Genomic DNA, 17,898 nt, shown 5'->3' with positions numbered 1-17,898 from the left:
TCGGCATCATTTGTTGGCCCTCGCGCCGCCGGTCAGGCGCGGGTCGAGCAGATCGCGCAAGGCGTCACCGAGCATGTTGAAGCCGAACACCGCCGCGCTGATGGCCAGGCCGGGGAAGATGACCAGCCAGGGCCCCCGCAGCATGTGGTCCAGGCCGTCGCCGCTGAGCATCCGGCCCCAGGAGGGCGCCGGCGGCGGCACGCCGTAGCCCAGAAAACTCAGGGCCGCTTCGGCCAGAATGGCGTTGCCCAGCCCCAGAGTGGCCAGCACCAGGATGGGGGCGGCCACGTTGGGCAGGATGTGGCGGATCAGGATGGCCGGTTGGCGGCAACCGATGGAGCGGGCCGCCAGCACATACTCGCTGTGCTTGATGGCCAGCACCGCGCTGCGGATGACCCGCGAACTGCCGGCGAAGCCGGCCAGGGCCAGGGCCAGGATGACATTGCCCGTTCCCGGGCCCAGGATGGACATCACCGTGAGCATGATGATCAGCCAGGGAAAGGACATGATCGCATCCACACAGCGCTGCAGAATCGTGTCCAGCACCCCTCCGAAGTAGCCCGACAGCACACCGATGACCGTGGCCAGGAAAATGCTCAGCCCGACGGCGCCCAACCCCACGGTGAGGGAGACCCGCGCGCCGTGAACGATGCGGCTGAACAGGTCGCGGGCCAGGGCGTCGGTGCCGAAGAAGAAGTCGCTGCCCGGCGGCACCAGGGTTTGCATGCCGTGCATCTCGTTGGGGTCGTGGGTGGCGATGAGCGGTGCGGCCAGGGCCATGAGTACCAAAGTCAGCACCAGGGCGCCGCCGAAGGCGCCCAGCGGCTTGGTTTTGACCAGCTGGATGAAAAGATCGATCAGCCAGTGGTAGCGGTGCGGCGCGGCGCCGCCGGCGTCGGCGGAAGCGGGCAGGTAGTGGGGTTTGAGCGCCGCAATGGTATCCCGTGTGCGCTTGTGCGGTTGCTTCTTCATTGTCGTCCTTGTCAAGCCGTCTTGCAAAGCCGGTGCATCAGTGCCGGTGCATCAGCAATGGATCAATAACGGATGCGTGGATCGAGAACGCCGTAAAGCAGGTCGATGACCAGATTGATGCAGATGATCAGGGTGCAGATGAACAGGTTGATGCCCTGAATCACCGGGTAGTCCCGCCAGGTGATGGCGTCCAGCAGGTATTTGCCCATGCCCGGCAGAACGAAAATGCTCTCCATGATCACCGTGCCGCCCACTAAAAAGGCCATCTGAATGCCCATGATGCTCAATACCGGGATCAGGGAGTTGGCCAGGGCGTGGCGGATCACCACCACCCACTCGCTCAAGCCCTTGGCGCGCGCCGTGCGGATGTAATCTTCGCGCATCACCTCCAGCATCATGGTGCGGGTCATGCGCATGATGCTGGCCGACAGGGCCACCGACAACACCAGCGAAGGCACCACCAGTTGGCCCAGGCTGGCCAGCGGGTCTTCGCCAAAGGGGATAAAGTCGATGGGCGGCACCCAGCGGAACCAGATGGCGCCGAACACCACCAGCAAAGTGGCCAGCCAGAAACTGGGAATGGAGAGCCCGCCCACCGACACGCTGCGCAGCAGGTAGTCGAGCCAGGTGTCTTGCTTGAGGGCGGACAGCACACCCAGGGGAATGCCGGTCAGCAAGGTCCAGAACAGTGCCATGAGGGCCAGGCGAAAGGTCAGGGGCAGGCGCCGGGTGATCTCCTCCAGCACCGGCTGACCGCTCCAAAGGGAGGTGCCCAGATCGCCCCGCAGGGCGTTGCGCATGTAGTTCCAGTATTGGCGGGGTAAGGACTGGTCCAGGCCGAGGACGGCCCGCAGCTCGGCCTCGTCGTCGGCGAAGCCCATTTCGGCCACCATGAGGGTCACCGCATCGCCGGGAATGATGCGCACGATGCAAAAGACCAGGAAGGAGACCAGCAGCAAAGTGGGCAGCAGCAGCAAGAGCCGTCTGGTGATATAGCGTTTCATAGGCGCGTGTCATGCCCCTGTGGCTTCGGGCGCCGCCGCGGCCGCAGCGACGACGCCATGGCGGTGGCCTTTAATGTTACTGCTGCGCCATCCAGATATACTCGCCCATCAGCCCCTGGACATCCAGCAGGTAACGTTTCAGATGCACGTTGGGCTTGCGGATGAGGAACCGGTCCTGGGTGTAGAGAAAGAGGTTGGGCGCATCGGCGATGACCTTGCGCTGGATCTCCTTGATCAAGGTTTCGCGCTGCGCCGGGTCCATGATGTGCTGCTGGCGGTCGATCATATCCCACAGTTCGGGATTGCTCCACTTGTAGTAGGTGGCTTCCTCCACTTTGCCGTAATAGGGGATCAGCCACTCTTCCGGATCGACGCCGGCGGTCATCAGATGCAGCGCCATCTCGTAATCGAAGCGGTAGGCCCGATTGAAGTATTGGGCGAACTCCAGCAGGTTGAGTTTGATCTCGATGCCCACCTCCTTGAGCATCTGCTGCAGGATCTGGGCCGGTTGGGTCATGTAGGACAGGTTCCAGGTCATCAATTCGGCGCTGAAACCGTCCGGGTAGCCGGCTTGGGCCAGCAGCGCTTTGGCCTTCTCGGGGTCGTAGGGCACCTGATCCTCTTGCGACAGGGAGTAGATCGCAGCCGAGGGCACCGGACCCACCTGGGTCTTGCCGAAGCCGCCCCAGGCCAATTCCAGCAGTCGCTGCTTGTCGATGGCCATGGCGATGGCCTGGCGCACCTCCGGCTTGTCGAAGGGGGGTTGCAGCGGCTTGACCCCTTCGATCCAGGGCGGGCAGCGCAAGGTCCACATGTAGGTGCCTTCCAACTGCTCGACGATGGTGTCGGGGACCTGCTTTTTGATGGTGGGCATGAAGTGGTAGGTGACCTGGGCGCCGTCCAGGCGGCCGGCGATGAAGGCGGAAACCACGCTGCTCGGGTCGGTCATGATGCGGATATGGATGCCGTCCAGGTATGGTTTGCCCGCCTTGAAATAGTCGGGGTTCTTGACCAGCGTGACATGCGAGCCCATGACATACTCTTTGAGGATGAAAGGTCCCGTGCCGATGGCGTGCCGTTTCAGGTCGCCGAATTGCTCGACCACCTCCTTGGCCACGATGGCGGACCAGGGGGATGCGATGTATTTGAGAAAGGCGGCATAGGGTTTTTTGGTTTTGATGATGACGGTGTGGTCGTCGGGTGTTTCGATGCTGTCGATCTTGCCCTCGAAATAGTAACTGTGCTTGAAGTCGGAGGCGCGGCCGTGCATGCCGGCGATCCGCTCGATGCTGTATTTGACGTCCGCGGCGGTCAGCTCCCGGCCGTTGACCGGCGGTACATCGTGGAACCGCACCCCCTTGTGCAGCTTGAATTCATAGGTCAGGTCGTCGATTTGGCGCCAACTTTCGGCAAGGTCGGGCTCGACACCGGTCATGTCCGGGCTGAAGCACAACAAACCGTTGTTGGTGTTGACCGTCACCATGGTGGTCTGGCTGGCGGTCTCCATGTGGGGGTCCAGGGAACGGATAGGGGTGCTGTGAATCCGGTAAGTGCCCCCGTACTGCGGTTCGGCCGCCGCCCATGCCGTGTACGCCAAGGCAAGGCTCAGTATCAGGATCGCCGCCGGCAGGAGCATGGCGCTGCGAATACGGGGGTTGAGGGAGCGGCTCACGCGATTGCGTCGTTTCATCGTCTTGCCTCCTTTGCGATTTGGCTTTGCGGATGGGAATCTTTGCTGTCCGGCAGTGGTCCCGAACGGCGATGCAGCCACAGGTGGAACTTTTGGCTGGATCGCACAAAAAGCCGAAATGTTTTAAATCAAGAACAGGTGATTTTAATAACACACGAGCGTTATGTGTATCCACATACAGACGGCTGGACGTCCTTATTTAATCATCGGCACGTCTGGTGCGGGTCGTCCGTGAACAACCGGCGGCCTGTTTCACAATGCCGGCCGTTGTTTTGTATCGAATTGAAAGTTTGGCTTGGTCGTGTGTGTTATGACGGACCTCGCAATTCCGTGTGAGCGCTGTAACGTCGGCACATCCGTTTAGATTCAGATTGCAGTAAATTCAAAATACCAAAGGGCCCGCCACCTGTCAAACCGCAATTTTTGAATGAAGATCCATTCAGTCAGGATGAATGCCTGCCGTACATTCTTGTCAAATGCCCCATCCTCCTACCTTTGCCCGTTTGTCCTGCATTTCTGTCGATCCTGGCGTGTTGCGACACGCAAGGGGTTCGTTAACAGACTGTAAAAAAGGCTGACAATACTTCTTCCACCTTCGATGCACCTGTTGGTGCAAGACTGTAACATTCTGGAATCAAACAAAAAAAATAGATTAAAATCTTTCCGATCCGAATTTGATCATGGCACGGCCATTGCGATAGCCATCGCACCGGCACCACCACTTGCCGTGAAACCGGCTGTTGATTGAACCATCTACTGTAAATAAGGAGGCCCCCGTCGGTACATCCAGTCATACAGCGCGATCATTCGCCGGACACCCAAACGCAAAGCACTGTGAAAAAGGAGAGCAACTCATGAAGAAGAAGATAAAAGTGATGATGGTGGATGACGAGGCGCGTTTTCGTGAGAAGACGTCCGCCATCCTGACCAGGAAAGGCTTTGAGACCACCATTGCCGCTAGCGGGGAAGAGGCGTTGCGCATCATCCGTGAGGCGCCCCAGGACGTGGTGGTGCTGGACGTGAAGATGGAGGGCATGGACGGTCACGCGGCGCTGGCGGAGATCAAGAAGATCGCGCCGGAGACCCAGGTCATCATGCTCACCGGGCACGGGAGCCTCGAATCGGCGGTCAATTCAAAAGAGTTGGCCGCCTTCGATTACTTGAACAAGCCCTGCGACATCGATTTGCTGGCCGCGAAGATCAATGAGGCCTATGCCGTCCGGCAAAGCAAGGCGGACCGTAAAGAGAAGAAGGTCCGGGACATCATGACCGGCATCGAAGATTACTCTTCGGTGACGATTGACGCCACGGTCAGGCAAGCCGTGGAAACGCTCTTCAAGTCCATCAGCGAATTGGCCTCCAGCAGCCGCATCCGGGAGGCCGGCCATCGTTCCCTGCTGGTCTTCGATGATCGCCAAAGGCTGCGCGGCCTGCTGAGCATCAAAGACCTGATCCGGGCGGTACGCCCCTATTACCTGTCGGTGCCGCAATCCTCCATGGCCCAAAGCGTTCGCTTTTCCCAAGTGTTCAGCGGCAACCAATACGGCCTTTTCTCCATTCAACTCAAGGCACTGGCCGATAAGAAGGTCGGCGAACTGGACCTGGAGCCGCCGGTCATGATCGATGCGGCGGCCAACCTGATGGATGTGGCGGAGCTGCTGTACAAGACCCAAAAGACCCGCTTGGTGGTCACGTCCGGCAGCAAGGTCATCGGCATCTTGCGAGAGCAGGATCTCTTCTTTGAAATCGTCCACATCATCACCCAATGACTCGATAGGAGGCGCGCATGAGTGTCGATATCAATATTGCGGAACTGGAAGAAGGGGGCGCTGCCGCCAAGAGTCGCAAGCTGGCCTGGATGTGGATCGCCATCTCTTTTGCCGTGGGCTTCATCATTTGGTTGTTGCCCACCCCCGAAGGCTTGTCTCCCAACGCCCATCGTTTTCTGGCTTTTCTGGTCACCATCGTGTTGCTTTGGACATCCGAGGCCATCCCCATCGGCGTAACGGCCATTTTGGTCGGATGCGGGATGATCGTCCTGAAAATCCAACCCGCCGCCCAAGCGTGGGGGCCTTACGCCAACCGCTCCGTGGTGTTCGTCTTTTTCATTATCATGCTCGGTGTGATGTTGGGACAAACCACATTGCCCAATCGCATCATGGGCGGGTTGTTGAAGTTGGGCGGCGTCAAGGTCAAGCGACTGAGTTTCACTTTGTGCATGGGGGCGACCTTTCTGGCGGCCTGGACCCATGACGCCACCATCACCATTGTTTTGCTGTATGCCATGATGCCCATGTTTTTGAAAATGGGGTTGACCCCCGATAAGACCAACAACTTCACCAAACATTTCATGTTCGTGATCCCTCTGGGTTCGGCCTGCGGCGGCGGTGCCACCTTCCTGGGCAGCGGCCGCTCACCGGCCTCGGCCGAACTGCTCGCCCAGATCACGGGTTACAACATCGGATTCATGGAGTATGCCCTGTATCAATTCGTGCCCTCCATGCTCCTTGGACTGGCGACCTGGCTGGCCATATGGATCATCTATCCCCCCAAGATCAAGGAGTTGCCCGCGGAGATCGCCATTGCGCAGATGCCGCCGCTGACCAGGAACGAAAAATTGCTTTCGTGGTTCCTGGGCGTCACCTTCCTGCTCTGGTTTTTCACCGATCTGACCAAAATTCACATCACCGCCGTCGGCGGACTTTTCATCGTTGTTTGCATGATCTTCAACGTGGTGGATTGGAAAAAGTGTCTCGAGGAGTATCCCTGGAACCCCATCATGGTGTTCGGGGCCGGCTTTTCCCTCGGCATCGCCATGTTGGATACGGGCGCCGGCGCTTGGATCGCCTCGCAAATATTTCCTCTTTTCACCGGAGCGCCGTGGCCGGTCGTGGCCGCCGGTGCGTCCTGGTTGAGCGCTTTCATCACCAGCTTCATGGCCAATGCGGCCGCCACTTCCCTGCTGGTGCCGGTGGTGGTGCCCATGGCCGACCTGGCCGGCACACCGGTGGTCCCCATCGCCATGAGCGTGCCGCTAGCCACCACCTTCGTGTTGTTCGTCATCGGTTGTCCGCCGACCTTGATCGCCTATGGCTTCGGTTATTTCACCCAGTGGGAGGCCTTCAAGGTATTTGTCTTCCGGGCGTTTCTAGGCATCATCCTGCTGAGTTTGTCCATGATGGTTTGGTATCCGCTGGTCAATATGCCGGGAAACATCGACAACATGAAAACACCGGCCAAGTTGACCATGTCGGGGTATGAGCTGGTGGTGGACAAGTGATTTGATTGGCGGCCGACCGCGATAGGACCGGCCACTATCTACGGCGCGGCGCCAATCGTTGAAGGGAGGCACAAGGGCGGCGGCAACACCCCAAAAGAACCTTAAAAAGTAAGCGAAGAGAGGGCGCGCCGACAGGCGCGCCCTTTGTTTCGATTTCCTTGTCCGATTTACAGCGTGCAAAAATCACTGACACCCTCTGCTGGATATTTCCGTGGACGGCGGTCATGCTTTGCTCCATGGATGCCTTATCTCTTAGTAATTAAAACGAATATTCGAATCGGGGGGGGTGGCATAGAATGGCATGGCCGTTGCTTTGAGTTGCATGGCACGTCCGACGAAAAATATGGGCGCCATCCATTTACAGGGAGATGCCGAAAAGGAACGGTCGCACATGACAACAACCACCAATCGGGAACAGGCCAAAATCAAGAACATGCTGCTGATCAGCATGATCCTTGTGCCACTGGCGATAATGGTTTTGATCCTAGGTATAGGATACTATTATTTCACAACCTCCATCGAAAGAACCACCACCGAAAGCATGAAGCGCATCATCACCGATCACGGTCGGATGATCGAACGGTTCCTGTTCGAACGGCAGGCCGACTTGGAATTGCTGCTCAATACCTACAGCTTCGATGAACTGGCTGAACCGGACAATCTAGAACGGATTTTCATCGCCTTGCAGCAACGATCACCGGCTTTCGGCGACTTGGGAATATTCGACGAGCGGGGGCTGCACTTGGCTTATCAAGGCCCGTATCACCTGGCGGGCATACTATATAAGGATGCCGAGTGGTTCAAGCAGGTGATGGAATACGGCACCTATGTGAGCGATGTCTTTTTAGGGTATCGCAATGTGCCCCATTTTATTATCGCCATTACCCGCCAGGAAGGTGAGCGAAGGTGGGTGATCCGCGCCACCATCGATAGCTTCTTCTTCAACGAGTTGGTCAAGAATGTCCGCATTGGCCGCACCGGCGAAGCTTACATCATGAATTCTCATGGCGTTCTGCAAACGGACCGGCGCTCCGGCGGCAATTTGATGGAACCGTCTCCCGACCATTTTCTTATGCCCCAAGTGGATCATGGCCTGCACTATTTCGTCAGTCCGGACGAGAGCGGTCTTAAATATATTTACTTCACCATGGACTTGAAAAACGGTCAATGGCGCATGGTGGTCCGGCAAGAGGTGGCCGACGCCTTTTCAGCGATGCGGACCGCCGGTTACCTGATTCTTTTGACTTTGGTGGTCGGCGGCGCCGGCATTATTCTGCTGGCCATTTCACTGACCCAAGTGATCCTGCGGCGCATGCAGGCGGCAGAGCAGAATCAACAGCAGCTCAACGCGCAATTGGTGCGTGCGACGCGCCTGGCGGAGCTTGGACAGATGGCGGCCGGAGTGGCCCATGAGATCAACAATCCTTTGCAGATAATTAAAAGCGAGTATGCGCTGATCGAAATGAACATGGAGGAACTCAAAGCCGATGGAACACTGCCGCCTTCGGAAACGTTGGCTGAGATAGAAGATGGATTCGCGCAGATCAAAAAGCAGGTCAGCCGTTGCGCGGATATAACCCAGTCGGTGTTGAAATTCGGGCGCCAGACGACGCCGCGCATCGAGCCCATGCATCTGCAGTCCTTCATTCCGGATGTGCTGCACATGGTCGCTAAAAAGGCGGAGGTGCACGGTATTCGAGTGGCGGAGAAATTGGCTGAAAATCTGCCGCCGGTCAACGCGGATGCATCTCAGTTGCAGCAGGTGCTGTTGAATCTTTTCAATAATGCCATGGATGCCATTTTAGAGCAACATGGCGTGGAAGGAGGATTGCTCGAGGTGACAGCTCAAGCCGACGGGGATGCCGAGGTGGTCATCCGGGTAAGCGACAATGGTGCCGGCATCAGTCCGGAGAATTTGTCAAAGGTTTTTACGCCGTTTTTCAGCACCAAGCCGGTGGGCAAAGGCACGGGGCTCGGCTTGTCGGTTTGCTATGGCATTGTCGACAGTCTTGGCGGGCACATGGAAGTAGAGAGCCAAAAGAACGAAGGAACCACTTTTTTAATCCATTTGCCCCAGGCGGGTGCCGTGGGATGAGCTGGAATGGTCTGCCCGGCCGAAGGAAGGGCGTGCGGCTTAGGATAGCGCCTTTCTTTTCGACGCTCGCGGACTGCTGAATCGTAATTTAATGAATTTATTTACAGGAGGTGCCATGAATGCTGCATTGAAAGGGTTTTTCAAACAGGGAGCAATTCGAATATCCAGGGAAAAGGAGCGGGCAATTTACTTCTATGCCACAATGGTTCTCATTGCCCTTTATCTTCTAAATCGGTTTTTGGGGGTTGGATAATTCAAGGTGGGATTTGCAATCATCTTGCGCCCATGGCGTTTAGAGGTTGATTTTAAATGTGCCCAAGCGCAAAAGGGAGATAGCAATGAGCGATAAAAAGGAGAAGGTCAAGGTATCCGGTTATGACAAGTATATCAATTGGAAACTCTTTGCCGTGCCATTGGTGTTGCTCTTGACTCTACTACTCATGCCGACGCCGGACAGCATGTTGGATGTCGGGGTGGAGTACACCATGGGACCGAAATATGTGGAGGACCATTTCGCCCTGGAGCTGTTCAATAGCCCCACGGGGGAGTTGGAACAGTGGCAGATCCAGATGGTGCGAATGATGGAGCAGAGCGTGCAGTCTTCATCCTTCGGTCAGCCTTCATTTCTGCGCCGCAACCAACGTTGGTGCGAGAGCAAAGGCATTCCTTCGACCCCGGAACATTTGGAACAGGTGCGGGCCTTCGCAAGCGCCATTCCCGCCGAGGAATTCCGCGCCCTGATGCGCAGGGGCCATGAGCTGCGTACGGAACGATTGACTTTTGACGATTTGACGGAAGGAGAGAAAGTCGAGGCGCGTAAGGGCGGGTTCCACGTACAGGCCGCGGTCGGGATTGTGCTATTCGTGGTGCTCTGCTTCATGACCGAGGCGATTCCCTTGCCCATGGTGGCCTTCAGTATCGGTGTGATTGCTCTGATCACCGGCATCGTGGACCGCAGCACCATGCCGGGGCTGTATTGGTCCGATGCCACCTGGTTCATCATGGGAAGCCTGATGTTCGCAGTGGCCTTCGTGAAGACCGGCGTGGACAAGCGCATCGCCATGGCTATGTTCGGACGACTCAAAAAGCCCAATGTGCGATGGATATCGATGATCATCATATTGATCATCGCACCCTTGACCATGTTCATGAGCGACCATGCACTGGCGGCCATGTTCCTGCCCATCGGCATCCTGCTCTATGTCACCACCACCCAGGCCACCGGCCGCGAAGACCCCGAGCTGGCCAAGATGTTGATGATCACGGTGGCCATGGCCGCCAACCTGGGCGGATCCTTGTCGCCTTCAGGTGCCGCCCGCAATATTATCATGATGAGTTACGCCGAGGATATGTTCGGCGTATCCATTGGTTTCGGGCAGTGGGTGATGTACTGTGCGCCTCTGTTGCTGTGGCTGATGCCCATCACCTGGATTGTGATCAACTGGCGCTTCAAACCCGCGATCACCGATCTGTCCCACGCCATGACGGTGGTAAAGAGCGAGGTCAATAAAGACGGCGGCGGTTGGACCCGCCCCCAAATTATATCCGTGGTGATCTTTGTGGTGATGCTTTTCACCTGGGTCACGGAAAAGAATCTGATCCTGCAATGGACCGGCATTCGTTTCGGCATCGGCGTACTGGCGGTGATGGGCGGTATCGCCTATATCCTTGCCGGGGTCGTTAACTGGCGCGATTATCAAACCCGCGTGGATTGGGGGGTCGTGTGGTTGTACGCCGGGGCCATTTGTTTCGGCCGTGTTCTGGTGGAGACAGGTGGTGCCTATTGGATCGCGCAGACCATGTTGAATCTTACAGCGCCCCTGGGATTGGGGGAAGGCCTGGGATTGTTGTTGTCGGGCAACATCATCGTCGGCTTGATGACCCAGCTCATGGCCGATGGTCCGGCATGCGCGGCGGTGGGGCCGGTGACATTGGCGATGGCCGGCATCGTTCATCCCGGCACCTCGATGATCCCCTTCGTGGCCATGGGCACCTCCATCGCCTCATCCTTTGCCTACTGTTTGGTGATCGGGACCCCGCCCAACGCGATTGTTTATGCCAGCGGCTATTTGGAACCCAAGGACTTCCTGCGGGTGGGCATCATTCTTTGGTTTACCAACATGGCCGGGCTAATGCTACTGGCATCCACCTACTGGTCTTGGATGGGCTTTCCCGGCCTGCCTGGATATTAGCATGCGCGGCGGAAAGGCGAGAACAATGACGATTGAAAGCACCCAATTCAACCCAACCTGCTGCCGGCCATCCATGGGGCGACGGTTTTTCCAGGATGTCGGTCAACTGCTTGTGCGGCCGGGCGTTTTTTTTGGGACCCTGGCGGACACCAGGCGCTTGCGTGACGCCCTGATTTTCATGGGATTGGTGACAATCATCCACAGTGTGCCGGCATCCCTGTTGATGCAGGCCGGCGGTTCGATCTTCATTGGGCTGCATATGCTCAACGCGCTGGCCATGCCGGTGATCACCGCGTCGTTGCTGTATCCGGTGTTGCGCGTCTGGGCGCCGGGGCGCTTCGATTTCGCCTTGTTGCTGGCTGTAACGGCCTATGCCAACGTGGTGGTGCTGTTCGCCTGGATTCCGGGCCTTGCACCCTGGGCCGAGCTTTTGAAATACGGTCTGATCGGTCTCGGTTTGACCAGGACAGGCGGCATCGGGGGGTGGAAGGCTTTCGGGGCGATTCTATGTGCCACTGTAATGCTGCTGCTTTTGTTTTATGGGCTGCAACACTTGGCGGGGGTCTGAGAGGACCATGCACAAGCCAACCTCATATCCCAACACAGGAGACAAGAGGAGATTTGACCAATGACGAAAGGAATTCGCATCTTGATGGTGGACGATGAGGCCCAGTTCAGGGCCACCACCCAGAAAATATTGCAAAAGAAAGGTTTCGAGACAATAATGGCGGCGACCGGGGAAGAGGCGCTCGAGCAGCTGACGGAGAAACCGGACGTGGTCGTGTTGGATGTCAAAATGCCGGGCATGGACGGCCATGAGGTACTGCGTAAGATAAAGGAGCGCCAGCCCGATCTGCCGGTCATCATGCTTACGGGGCATGGCAAAATGCCCTCGGCCAAGGAGGCGTTGGCCCAAGGCGCTTTCGATTACCTGTCCAAGCCGTGCGACATCGACTTGCTGTCCTCGAAGGTGGACGAAGCCTTCCGCTTTGCCGGGCACGACAAACCGCGGGAGGAGAAACTGGTGCGGGACGCCATGGTCCCCATCGGCGAGTACACCACCATAGACGAGCAACAGAGCGTGGGCGAGGCGGTGAAACAGTTGCGCGCCTCCTTCGGCGCGGCGGCCTGTACCAGCCGTTTGATGGAGACCGGCCACCGTTCAATCGTCGTGTTCGACCGTCAGGGGCGCATTAAAGGGGTGCTGGCCATTTTGGATCTGCTGCGGGCCATCATGCCGGCATATCTTGCCGCCCCCAAACCCTCCATGGCCGATGCCATCCAATACTCCCCCATGTTCTGGCGCGGGGCTTTCAACCGTGAAGTGGCGCTGTTGGCGAAGCGGCCGGTCAGCGAGATCATGTCACCGGTGCCCGAAACCATCAACGACGATGCCAACCTCATGGAGGCGGCCTATAGTTTTGTGACGCGCGCCCTGCGGCGCATGGTGGTGATGCGGGGCGGCGAGGTGGTCGGCATACTGCGCGAGCAGGATCTCTTTTTCGAAATCGAGCGTGTGTTGCGGCCCTGAGCATCGCTCGTGTGCACCGGGTGTGAATGGCCGGCGAGGGTGTCCGCCAGATTCGCCCTTGCCGGTGCCACCTCCAAAGGATCAAGGTAAGAAGGGTGGCCATGGAAAAGGACATGGTGATACTGCTTGTCGACGACGAAGAGCGGTTTTTGAGCACCACAAGCAAACTGCTCAGGCGTCTTGGATATCAAGTTAAAACCGCCTCCAGCGGAAGGCAAGCACTTGAAATGTTGTTGGATATTGATTTTCCAGTAGTGGTTTTGGACGTCAAGATGCCGGGCATGGACGGTATAGAAACACTCAGGGAGATCAAGCGCCGATTCCCCATGGCGGAGGTGATCATGTTGACCGGCCACGCAACTGTTGAATCCGCCATTGAAGGTATGGAAAACGGGGCATTCGATTTTTTGATGAAACCGACGGATATCAACCATCTGATTCACAAGGCGGAGGCGGCTTTCCGGCGGCGGCAAACATTGGAAAGCAAGATCCGGATGGCGCGTTCGAGAGGCACTGCCGGAGACCAGTCGGGCAGTAACGGCAATCACAAGGATTAATGCGGGCGAGCCTCACTCCTCCGTTTCCAAGGCATCTATCTTTTCTTGGATGGCATCGATTTGCGCTTGGCGCATGCCCTGGCTGAAATAGGGGCCCAACATGCGGTTGTTCAGTTCGTCGATTTGCCGTTGCAACCGTTCCCGTTCGGCCTCGATGCGCGCCTGGCGCCGTGCCCGGGCCTCCTCTTCGGCCTTGCGGGCCGCCTCGGCCGCTTCCTGCTCCCGCTGGGCTTCAAGCCGGCGGCGATCTTGTTCGGCCTCCTCCAGCATGCGCAGATAGCTGTCGCGGGCGCCCGGATCCGCCGGGGCGGCGGGCTCGGCCGCAAATGTTTCCACATCGGCGGCCTCGGTCGGGGGCTGGTCGCTGAACCGGCGGACCCCCTCTTCATCGGTCCAGGTGTAAATGGTGTCCGCGTTCATGATCGTGACACTCAGAATGAGGCAAAGCCCCACCAGCCACCAGATTCGCATTTTCATATCAACCTCCCGGACGTTTGTCCCACGGCAACCTGTCGCAGCCTCTTTTTCAAACTATAACAAGCGGGTAACGTCTGTCAAAGCAAAGGGCTGCAGAGCGGCACCGCTGACTGAAAAAGATGCGCATTCCATGTCGATATCATCCAAATCCAAATCGCTATCGGGATCGGCACCGAAAGAGGTTTCGTTGAATCAAGATGGCTTATGGTCGGGTGTCGGAAAAGCGATGGTGGCTTGCGTCGGCCGGGTGGCACCGTGGGTGCGGACCAGCTCCTGGATGATGCGCAGCAGGTCTTGCACGTCGTAGGGCTTGGCCAGAAAGGCATCGGCGCCCAGCCGGCCGGCGGTTTGTTCATGGGTTCCGTTGCTTGAGGTGAGAATAAAGCGTTTGCCGGGATCGTCCTGCTTGACCAGGGTGAGCAATTCCAGGCCGTCCATGTCCGGCAGATGGGCGTCGGCGATAACCATGTCGACTTCGTGGCGCCGGTTTTGGATATATTGCCAACCGTCGAACCCGTTTTCCAAGGCGACGATCCGGCGATTGGTATGGAAAATCACGGCATGGGCGGCAAAGTCGCGCACCAGCTGGTCGTCATCCACGATCACGATGTTGCAGCGTGTCGAGGCCCGGGTGCTGTCCATAGGCGTTTACGCCACCTTCAAAAAGGCCATGTCCGCTTCGCCCCGGTTGAGAATCAGGGTCTGGCAAATGGCGTCCAAGTTTTCCTGCATGGCGCGTTTGCGCTGTTCGCCCATGGGATAGCCTTTGGCCACGGCCTTGATCATGATGGCCAACAATTTAACACGTTGATAAAACAGGTGATCGAATTCGGTGGGCGCGGGTGGTGGGCTCTCCCCGGGGTGCAATCCTTCCGCCAGTCGGCCCAGATCAATGGATTCGCTTTCCACATGGCGGGCATTCGCCAACATGGCTTGGCGCCGCTGTTCGCCCATGGGCCAGCCATTCAGATAGGCCTTGGCCATGATCAACAAGAGCTTCAGACGGGCGAAAAAAATATCGTCCAGGTCCATTTCCCTGGTTTCGGTGGGTGGCGCGCCCAATCGCAGCATCATCTTCCTTTCCGTTAAGGCGGTATCAAGCAAGTGGGCGGGGGTGGCATAATCGCTGGTGCCGATATGGTGGCTTTTTTAGCCTCTGGCGGTGTTCAAGTCAAGGGGAATGCGTCGCCTTCTGCTATTCTCGCAGAATACGATACAGTGCAAGCATTGCGCTTCAACGCAGGCGGTTCAAGAATTGGGCACGGCTACGTTGCGGCCGGCCGGGTGGGTTGGTCGGACCGGAAAGTGGGTGGGGGGCTGAAGGCGGGATCACCTTATCGCAGTTTCCGCCGCCGGGTCGTTTACCGCGTGTGCGGACGGATCAGTTGCAGTCGCACCGGCATTGTGGCGTCGCTTTCGAAAGCCGCAGGCGTGTTGCGCCGCTCGTGGCCCGAGCGTCTTTCGGGGATATGATTGGAGTAACAAAACCGACGCCTTTCTATGCTGAGTCGTCTTTCGTCCTGCTGCCGGGATAGGGCCCCGCTGATCATGGTTGCAGCTCCTTTCGGTTGGGCGGCTGTCGGTCCGTGCCGCGGTTTGTCACGGCGCATGCCGTATTTTTTCAGCCAGCAATTTATATGCCGCTGTCCGGTGACCGGGGGCCGATGCCCGGCAACCGGCGCCGGCCTTGCCGATACAGCGGGTTTGCGGTTTGCCGACCATGGCCGGGGGGACAGAAATCCTACCCAAATTTTCCCATTTGAGTACCATTTTTGCCATGTGTGCCGCCTGGTTTTCGATAGCGATCCCGATCCCGATTTCGATATTGCCAAGCGCGTTTTTATCGGTGGCACTGTGGTGCCGTGTCCCGCTGGAATTTCGCACTTCCATCCAAATTGATTTGTGGCAACGATTCTGCTAGAGTGGGCTTCCTCCATGGGACAGGGGCGGCATTTGGTGCCGGCCCGGGGCGCCGATCCCGTGGGGAGGTAAAACAGGCGGACGAGCAAACTTTATGGACCCAAGCTACGGAATTACGGGCAAGCTGCTGATCTGGTTTTTTGCCATTGTGGCCTTCTTTTACGGCACGATACTGTTGCTCTATGTCAACTTTCAGCAAGTGGTTCACCTCTCTGAAAGCATCGTCAGTAAAAACTACGCCGTCTCGGATCTGTCCAAGCGCATGCTGGAAAACCTGATCAGCATGGAAGAGAATGAGAAAAAATACCAACTCCTGCAGCGCCAGGACTATCTCGAATTTTTCATCCGTGCCCGCCAGGAGTTCGAGGCCGGCCTGAACCGGGTGCTGGTACTGGCCGATCACGGTGCCGACCTGTCGCCCCATTGGCAGACGGTGGCCGATGCCTATGAACAGTTTCCGCCCATGCCGGTGGATGCGACGGCGCAGCCGCCCCCGGAGGCCGTGGCGCCGGGAGGCACCCTCTGGATCCCCGAGACGGTGATCAACGATTGGATCGAGCAGATCTCGGCCGCCCGCCTGGAGAACTCCCTGGAGGTGGAAAACGCCACCCGCGAGCTGAATCGCAGGGGCGTGCAGTCGGCCCACAATGCGCTGATCGGATTGGGGATCGCCAGCCTGGTGGGGCTCTTGGGGGTGGTGTTCCTCTCCTATTCCATGATCCGTCCTCTCAAAGAGCTGATGCGCGGCATTCGTTCCATCACCAAGAATCGTTCCAGTTCCCCGTTGCAAATTCACTCCAAGGACGAATTGGGCGAGCTGGCCGCGGCCTTCAATGAGATGACCGATCGATTGCGGCAGGAGGAGCAGCTGCGTTCCGATTTCATTTCCATGTTGAGCCATGAGATCCGCACCCCGTTGACTTCCATCCGCGAATCGGTCAACATGATTGAGGAGCAAGTCATGGGGCCGATCAATGACCGGCAACAAAAGTTTTTGGAAATCGCCGGCGCCGAGATCGGGCGCTTGTGCGATCTGCTCAATCACCTGATGCAGGCCTCGCGCCTGGAACCGGGCGCCTTGCAACTCAACCATGGGCCGGTGGACACCTATGCCCTTGTGGCCGATTGTGTGCAAAGCCTCAAGCCTTCCGTCGAAGCCAAGCAGGTGCATGTAATGACCGAAATACCGCCCGAAACACCGGACGTGCGGGGCGATGGGCAATATCTGCGGCAGGTGTTTCTCAATCTGATCGGCAATGCCGTGAAGTTTGCCGAGCCCGGTGCTAAAATCTGGATTCGCGTAGGGTTGCAGTCCGTCCAGCAACAGATTACCTTTAATGTGGTGGATACCGGTCCGGGGATTCTGGACGAGGAGATCGGCAACCTGTTCAATAAATTCTATCGGGCCACCAACGTCCGGGAGCATCTGGACGGCGTGGGGTTGGGTTTGAGCATCACCAAGAACATTGTCGAGGCCCACGGCGGCACCATTTGGGTCGAGAGCCGGGTGGGACAAGGCACCACCTTCAGTTTCACGCTGCCGCTGTTCGCACCCGCGGAACAGGGGGCGGGCGGGCGGCGCTGGTACGCCAAGCGCAAGCCGCTGCGGGCGTTGCAATCATGATCGCGGCTTGGTGCCCTGCGGGCAGTTTTAAGTTTTAAGTGTTAAGTGTTAAGTTAATGAATTCTGTCGTTTAGATGTGTGGGGGGATATGGCCCGGCAATCGGGTGCAGAAATCATGTGGAAAGGATTTTGATCCGGTAGCCATTGCCCCACGGCGTTCGAGGGAAATGTGGGGATATAGGGTGTTTCGGGAGTGATGCGCATGACCTCTTGTTGCTGCGCAACACTGGCAACCCGTTGCCAGTGCCACGCCGCTGCGGGCGCTGCAATCATGATCGCGCCTCGGGTCGGGCACGGCATGGCGTGCCCCTACTATCTATTGCACATGCCGGTGGACATGATATAGAATCCATAGATTGTTTTCGTCACCCCTCGGACCTGCGGGCGAAAGGCCGGATGGGTCTTGTGGTCGGAATGGCCTCGACCTCACTGCGCTGCGCAGGGTGCTGAGCTGGATTGGATGCCAATGCCCCATACCGAAGTTTTTAGCCGAAACGCCCCTGCCGGTGGGCTGCCGAACATGGCGTATGCCAAGCGACCCCGGTCGGTTACGGTT

At 57.8% G+C, this 17,898-nt stretch carries 15 protein-coding genes; 8 read left to right on the top strand and 7 right to left on the bottom strand.

Annotated features, from left to right (window positions below; all coding sequences use genetic code 11):
• Positions 1-6 precede the first annotated feature (6 nt).
• The 3 genes from MRX98_RS06645 to MRX98_RS06635 all read right to left on the bottom strand — a co-directional run bounded on the left by MRX98_RS06645 (position 7) and on the right by MRX98_RS06635 (position 3,666).
• Complete coding sequence (locus MRX98_RS06645; RefSeq protein WP_246904149.1) at positions 7-972, bottom strand: ABC transporter permease; 966 nt, start codon at positions 970-972, stop codon at positions 7-9.
• A 62-nt stretch (positions 973-1,034) separates the two neighbouring features.
• Positions 1,035-1,976 (bottom strand): ABC transporter permease, encoded by a 942-nt coding sequence (locus MRX98_RS06640; RefSeq protein WP_246904147.1) that lies wholly within the window; start codon positions 1,974-1,976, stop codon positions 1,035-1,037.
• Between the two features lie 76 nt (positions 1,977-2,052).
• Complete coding sequence (locus MRX98_RS06635; RefSeq protein WP_246904145.1) at positions 2,053-3,666, bottom strand: ABC transporter substrate-binding protein; 1,614 nt, start codon at positions 3,664-3,666, stop codon at positions 2,053-2,055.
• Between the two features lie 854 nt (positions 3,667-4,520).
• Here MRX98_RS06635 and MRX98_RS06630 point away from each other — a divergent pair.
• The 7 genes from MRX98_RS06630 (at position 4,521) to MRX98_RS06600 (ending at position 13,321) form a co-directional block, all read left to right on the top strand.
• On the top strand, positions 4,521-5,435 hold the full coding sequence (locus tag MRX98_RS06630) for a CBS domain-containing protein (RefSeq protein WP_246904143.1): 915 nt from the start codon (positions 4,521-4,523) through the stop codon (positions 5,433-5,435).
• 17 nt (positions 5,436-5,452) lie between these two features.
• Positions 5,453-6,946, top strand: coding sequence for an SLC13 family permease (locus MRX98_RS06625; protein WP_246904141.1), 1,494 nt, complete (start codon positions 5,453-5,455; stop codon positions 6,944-6,946).
• Between the two features lie 391 nt (positions 6,947-7,337).
• A complete protein-coding gene (locus MRX98_RS06620) occupies positions 7,338-9,041 on the top strand; it encodes a sensor histidine kinase (RefSeq protein WP_246904139.1) in 1,704 nt (567 codons plus the stop codon).
• A 338-nt stretch (positions 9,042-9,379) separates the two neighbouring features.
• Positions 9,380-11,233: an SLC13 family permease gene (locus MRX98_RS06615; protein ID WP_246904131.1), complete on the top strand. Its 1,854-nt coding sequence runs from the start codon at positions 9,380-9,382 to the stop codon at positions 11,231-11,233.
• Positions 11,234-11,258: 25 nt separating this feature from the next.
• Positions 11,259-11,801 (top strand): hypothetical protein, encoded by a 543-nt coding sequence (locus MRX98_RS06610; RefSeq protein ID WP_246904122.1) that lies wholly within the window; start codon positions 11,259-11,261, stop codon positions 11,799-11,801.
• A 60-nt stretch (positions 11,802-11,861) separates the two neighbouring features.
• On the top strand, positions 11,862-12,764 hold the full coding sequence (locus MRX98_RS06605; protein ID WP_246904120.1) for a CBS domain-containing protein: 903 nt from the start codon (positions 11,862-11,864) through the stop codon (positions 12,762-12,764).
• A gap of 101 nt (positions 12,765-12,865) precedes the next feature.
• Positions 12,866-13,321, top strand: a complete 456-nt coding sequence (locus MRX98_RS06600) for a response regulator (protein ID WP_246904118.1) — start codon at positions 12,866-12,868, stop codon at positions 13,319-13,321.
• A gap of 12 nt (positions 13,322-13,333) precedes the next feature.
• On the opposite strand, the gene MRX98_RS06595 is transcribed toward MRX98_RS06600, so the two are convergent.
• The 4 genes from MRX98_RS06595 to MRX98_RS06580 form a co-directional block, all read right to left on the bottom strand.
• Positions 13,334-13,798: a DUF4124 domain-containing protein gene (locus tag MRX98_RS06595; RefSeq protein WP_246904116.1), complete on the bottom strand. Its 465-nt coding sequence runs from the start codon at positions 13,796-13,798 to the stop codon at positions 13,334-13,336.
• 192 nt (positions 13,799-13,990) lie between these two features.
• Entirely contained in the window at positions 13,991-14,440 is a 450-nt protein-coding gene (locus tag MRX98_RS06590) for a response regulator transcription factor (RefSeq protein WP_246904114.1), read from the bottom strand.
• Positions 14,441-14,446: 6 nt separating this feature from the next.
• On the bottom strand, positions 14,447-14,872 hold the full coding sequence (locus MRX98_RS06585) for a hypothetical protein (RefSeq protein WP_246904112.1): 426 nt from the start codon (positions 14,870-14,872) through the stop codon (positions 14,447-14,449).
• Between the two features lie 287 nt (positions 14,873-15,159).
• Complete coding sequence (locus MRX98_RS06580; protein WP_246904110.1) at positions 15,160-15,348, bottom strand: hypothetical protein; 189 nt, start codon at positions 15,346-15,348, stop codon at positions 15,160-15,162.
• A 464-nt stretch (positions 15,349-15,812) separates the two neighbouring features.
• On the opposite strand from MRX98_RS06580, the gene MRX98_RS06575 reads away from it, so the two are divergent.
• Positions 15,813-17,342, top strand: a complete 1,530-nt coding sequence (locus tag MRX98_RS06575; protein ID WP_246904108.1) for a sensor histidine kinase — start codon at positions 15,813-15,815, stop codon at positions 17,340-17,342.
• Positions 17,343-17,898 lie beyond the last annotated feature (556 nt).

The organism is Desulfatitalea alkaliphila, from assembly GCF_022968795.1.
GTDB classification, from domain to species: Bacteria; Desulfobacterota; Desulfobacteria; order Desulfobacterales; family Desulfosarcinaceae; genus Desulfatitalea; species Desulfatitalea alkaliphila.
The sequence above is the reverse complement of the archived record's forward strand: the minus strand, read 5'-3'. Positions and strand labels throughout refer to the sequence as shown.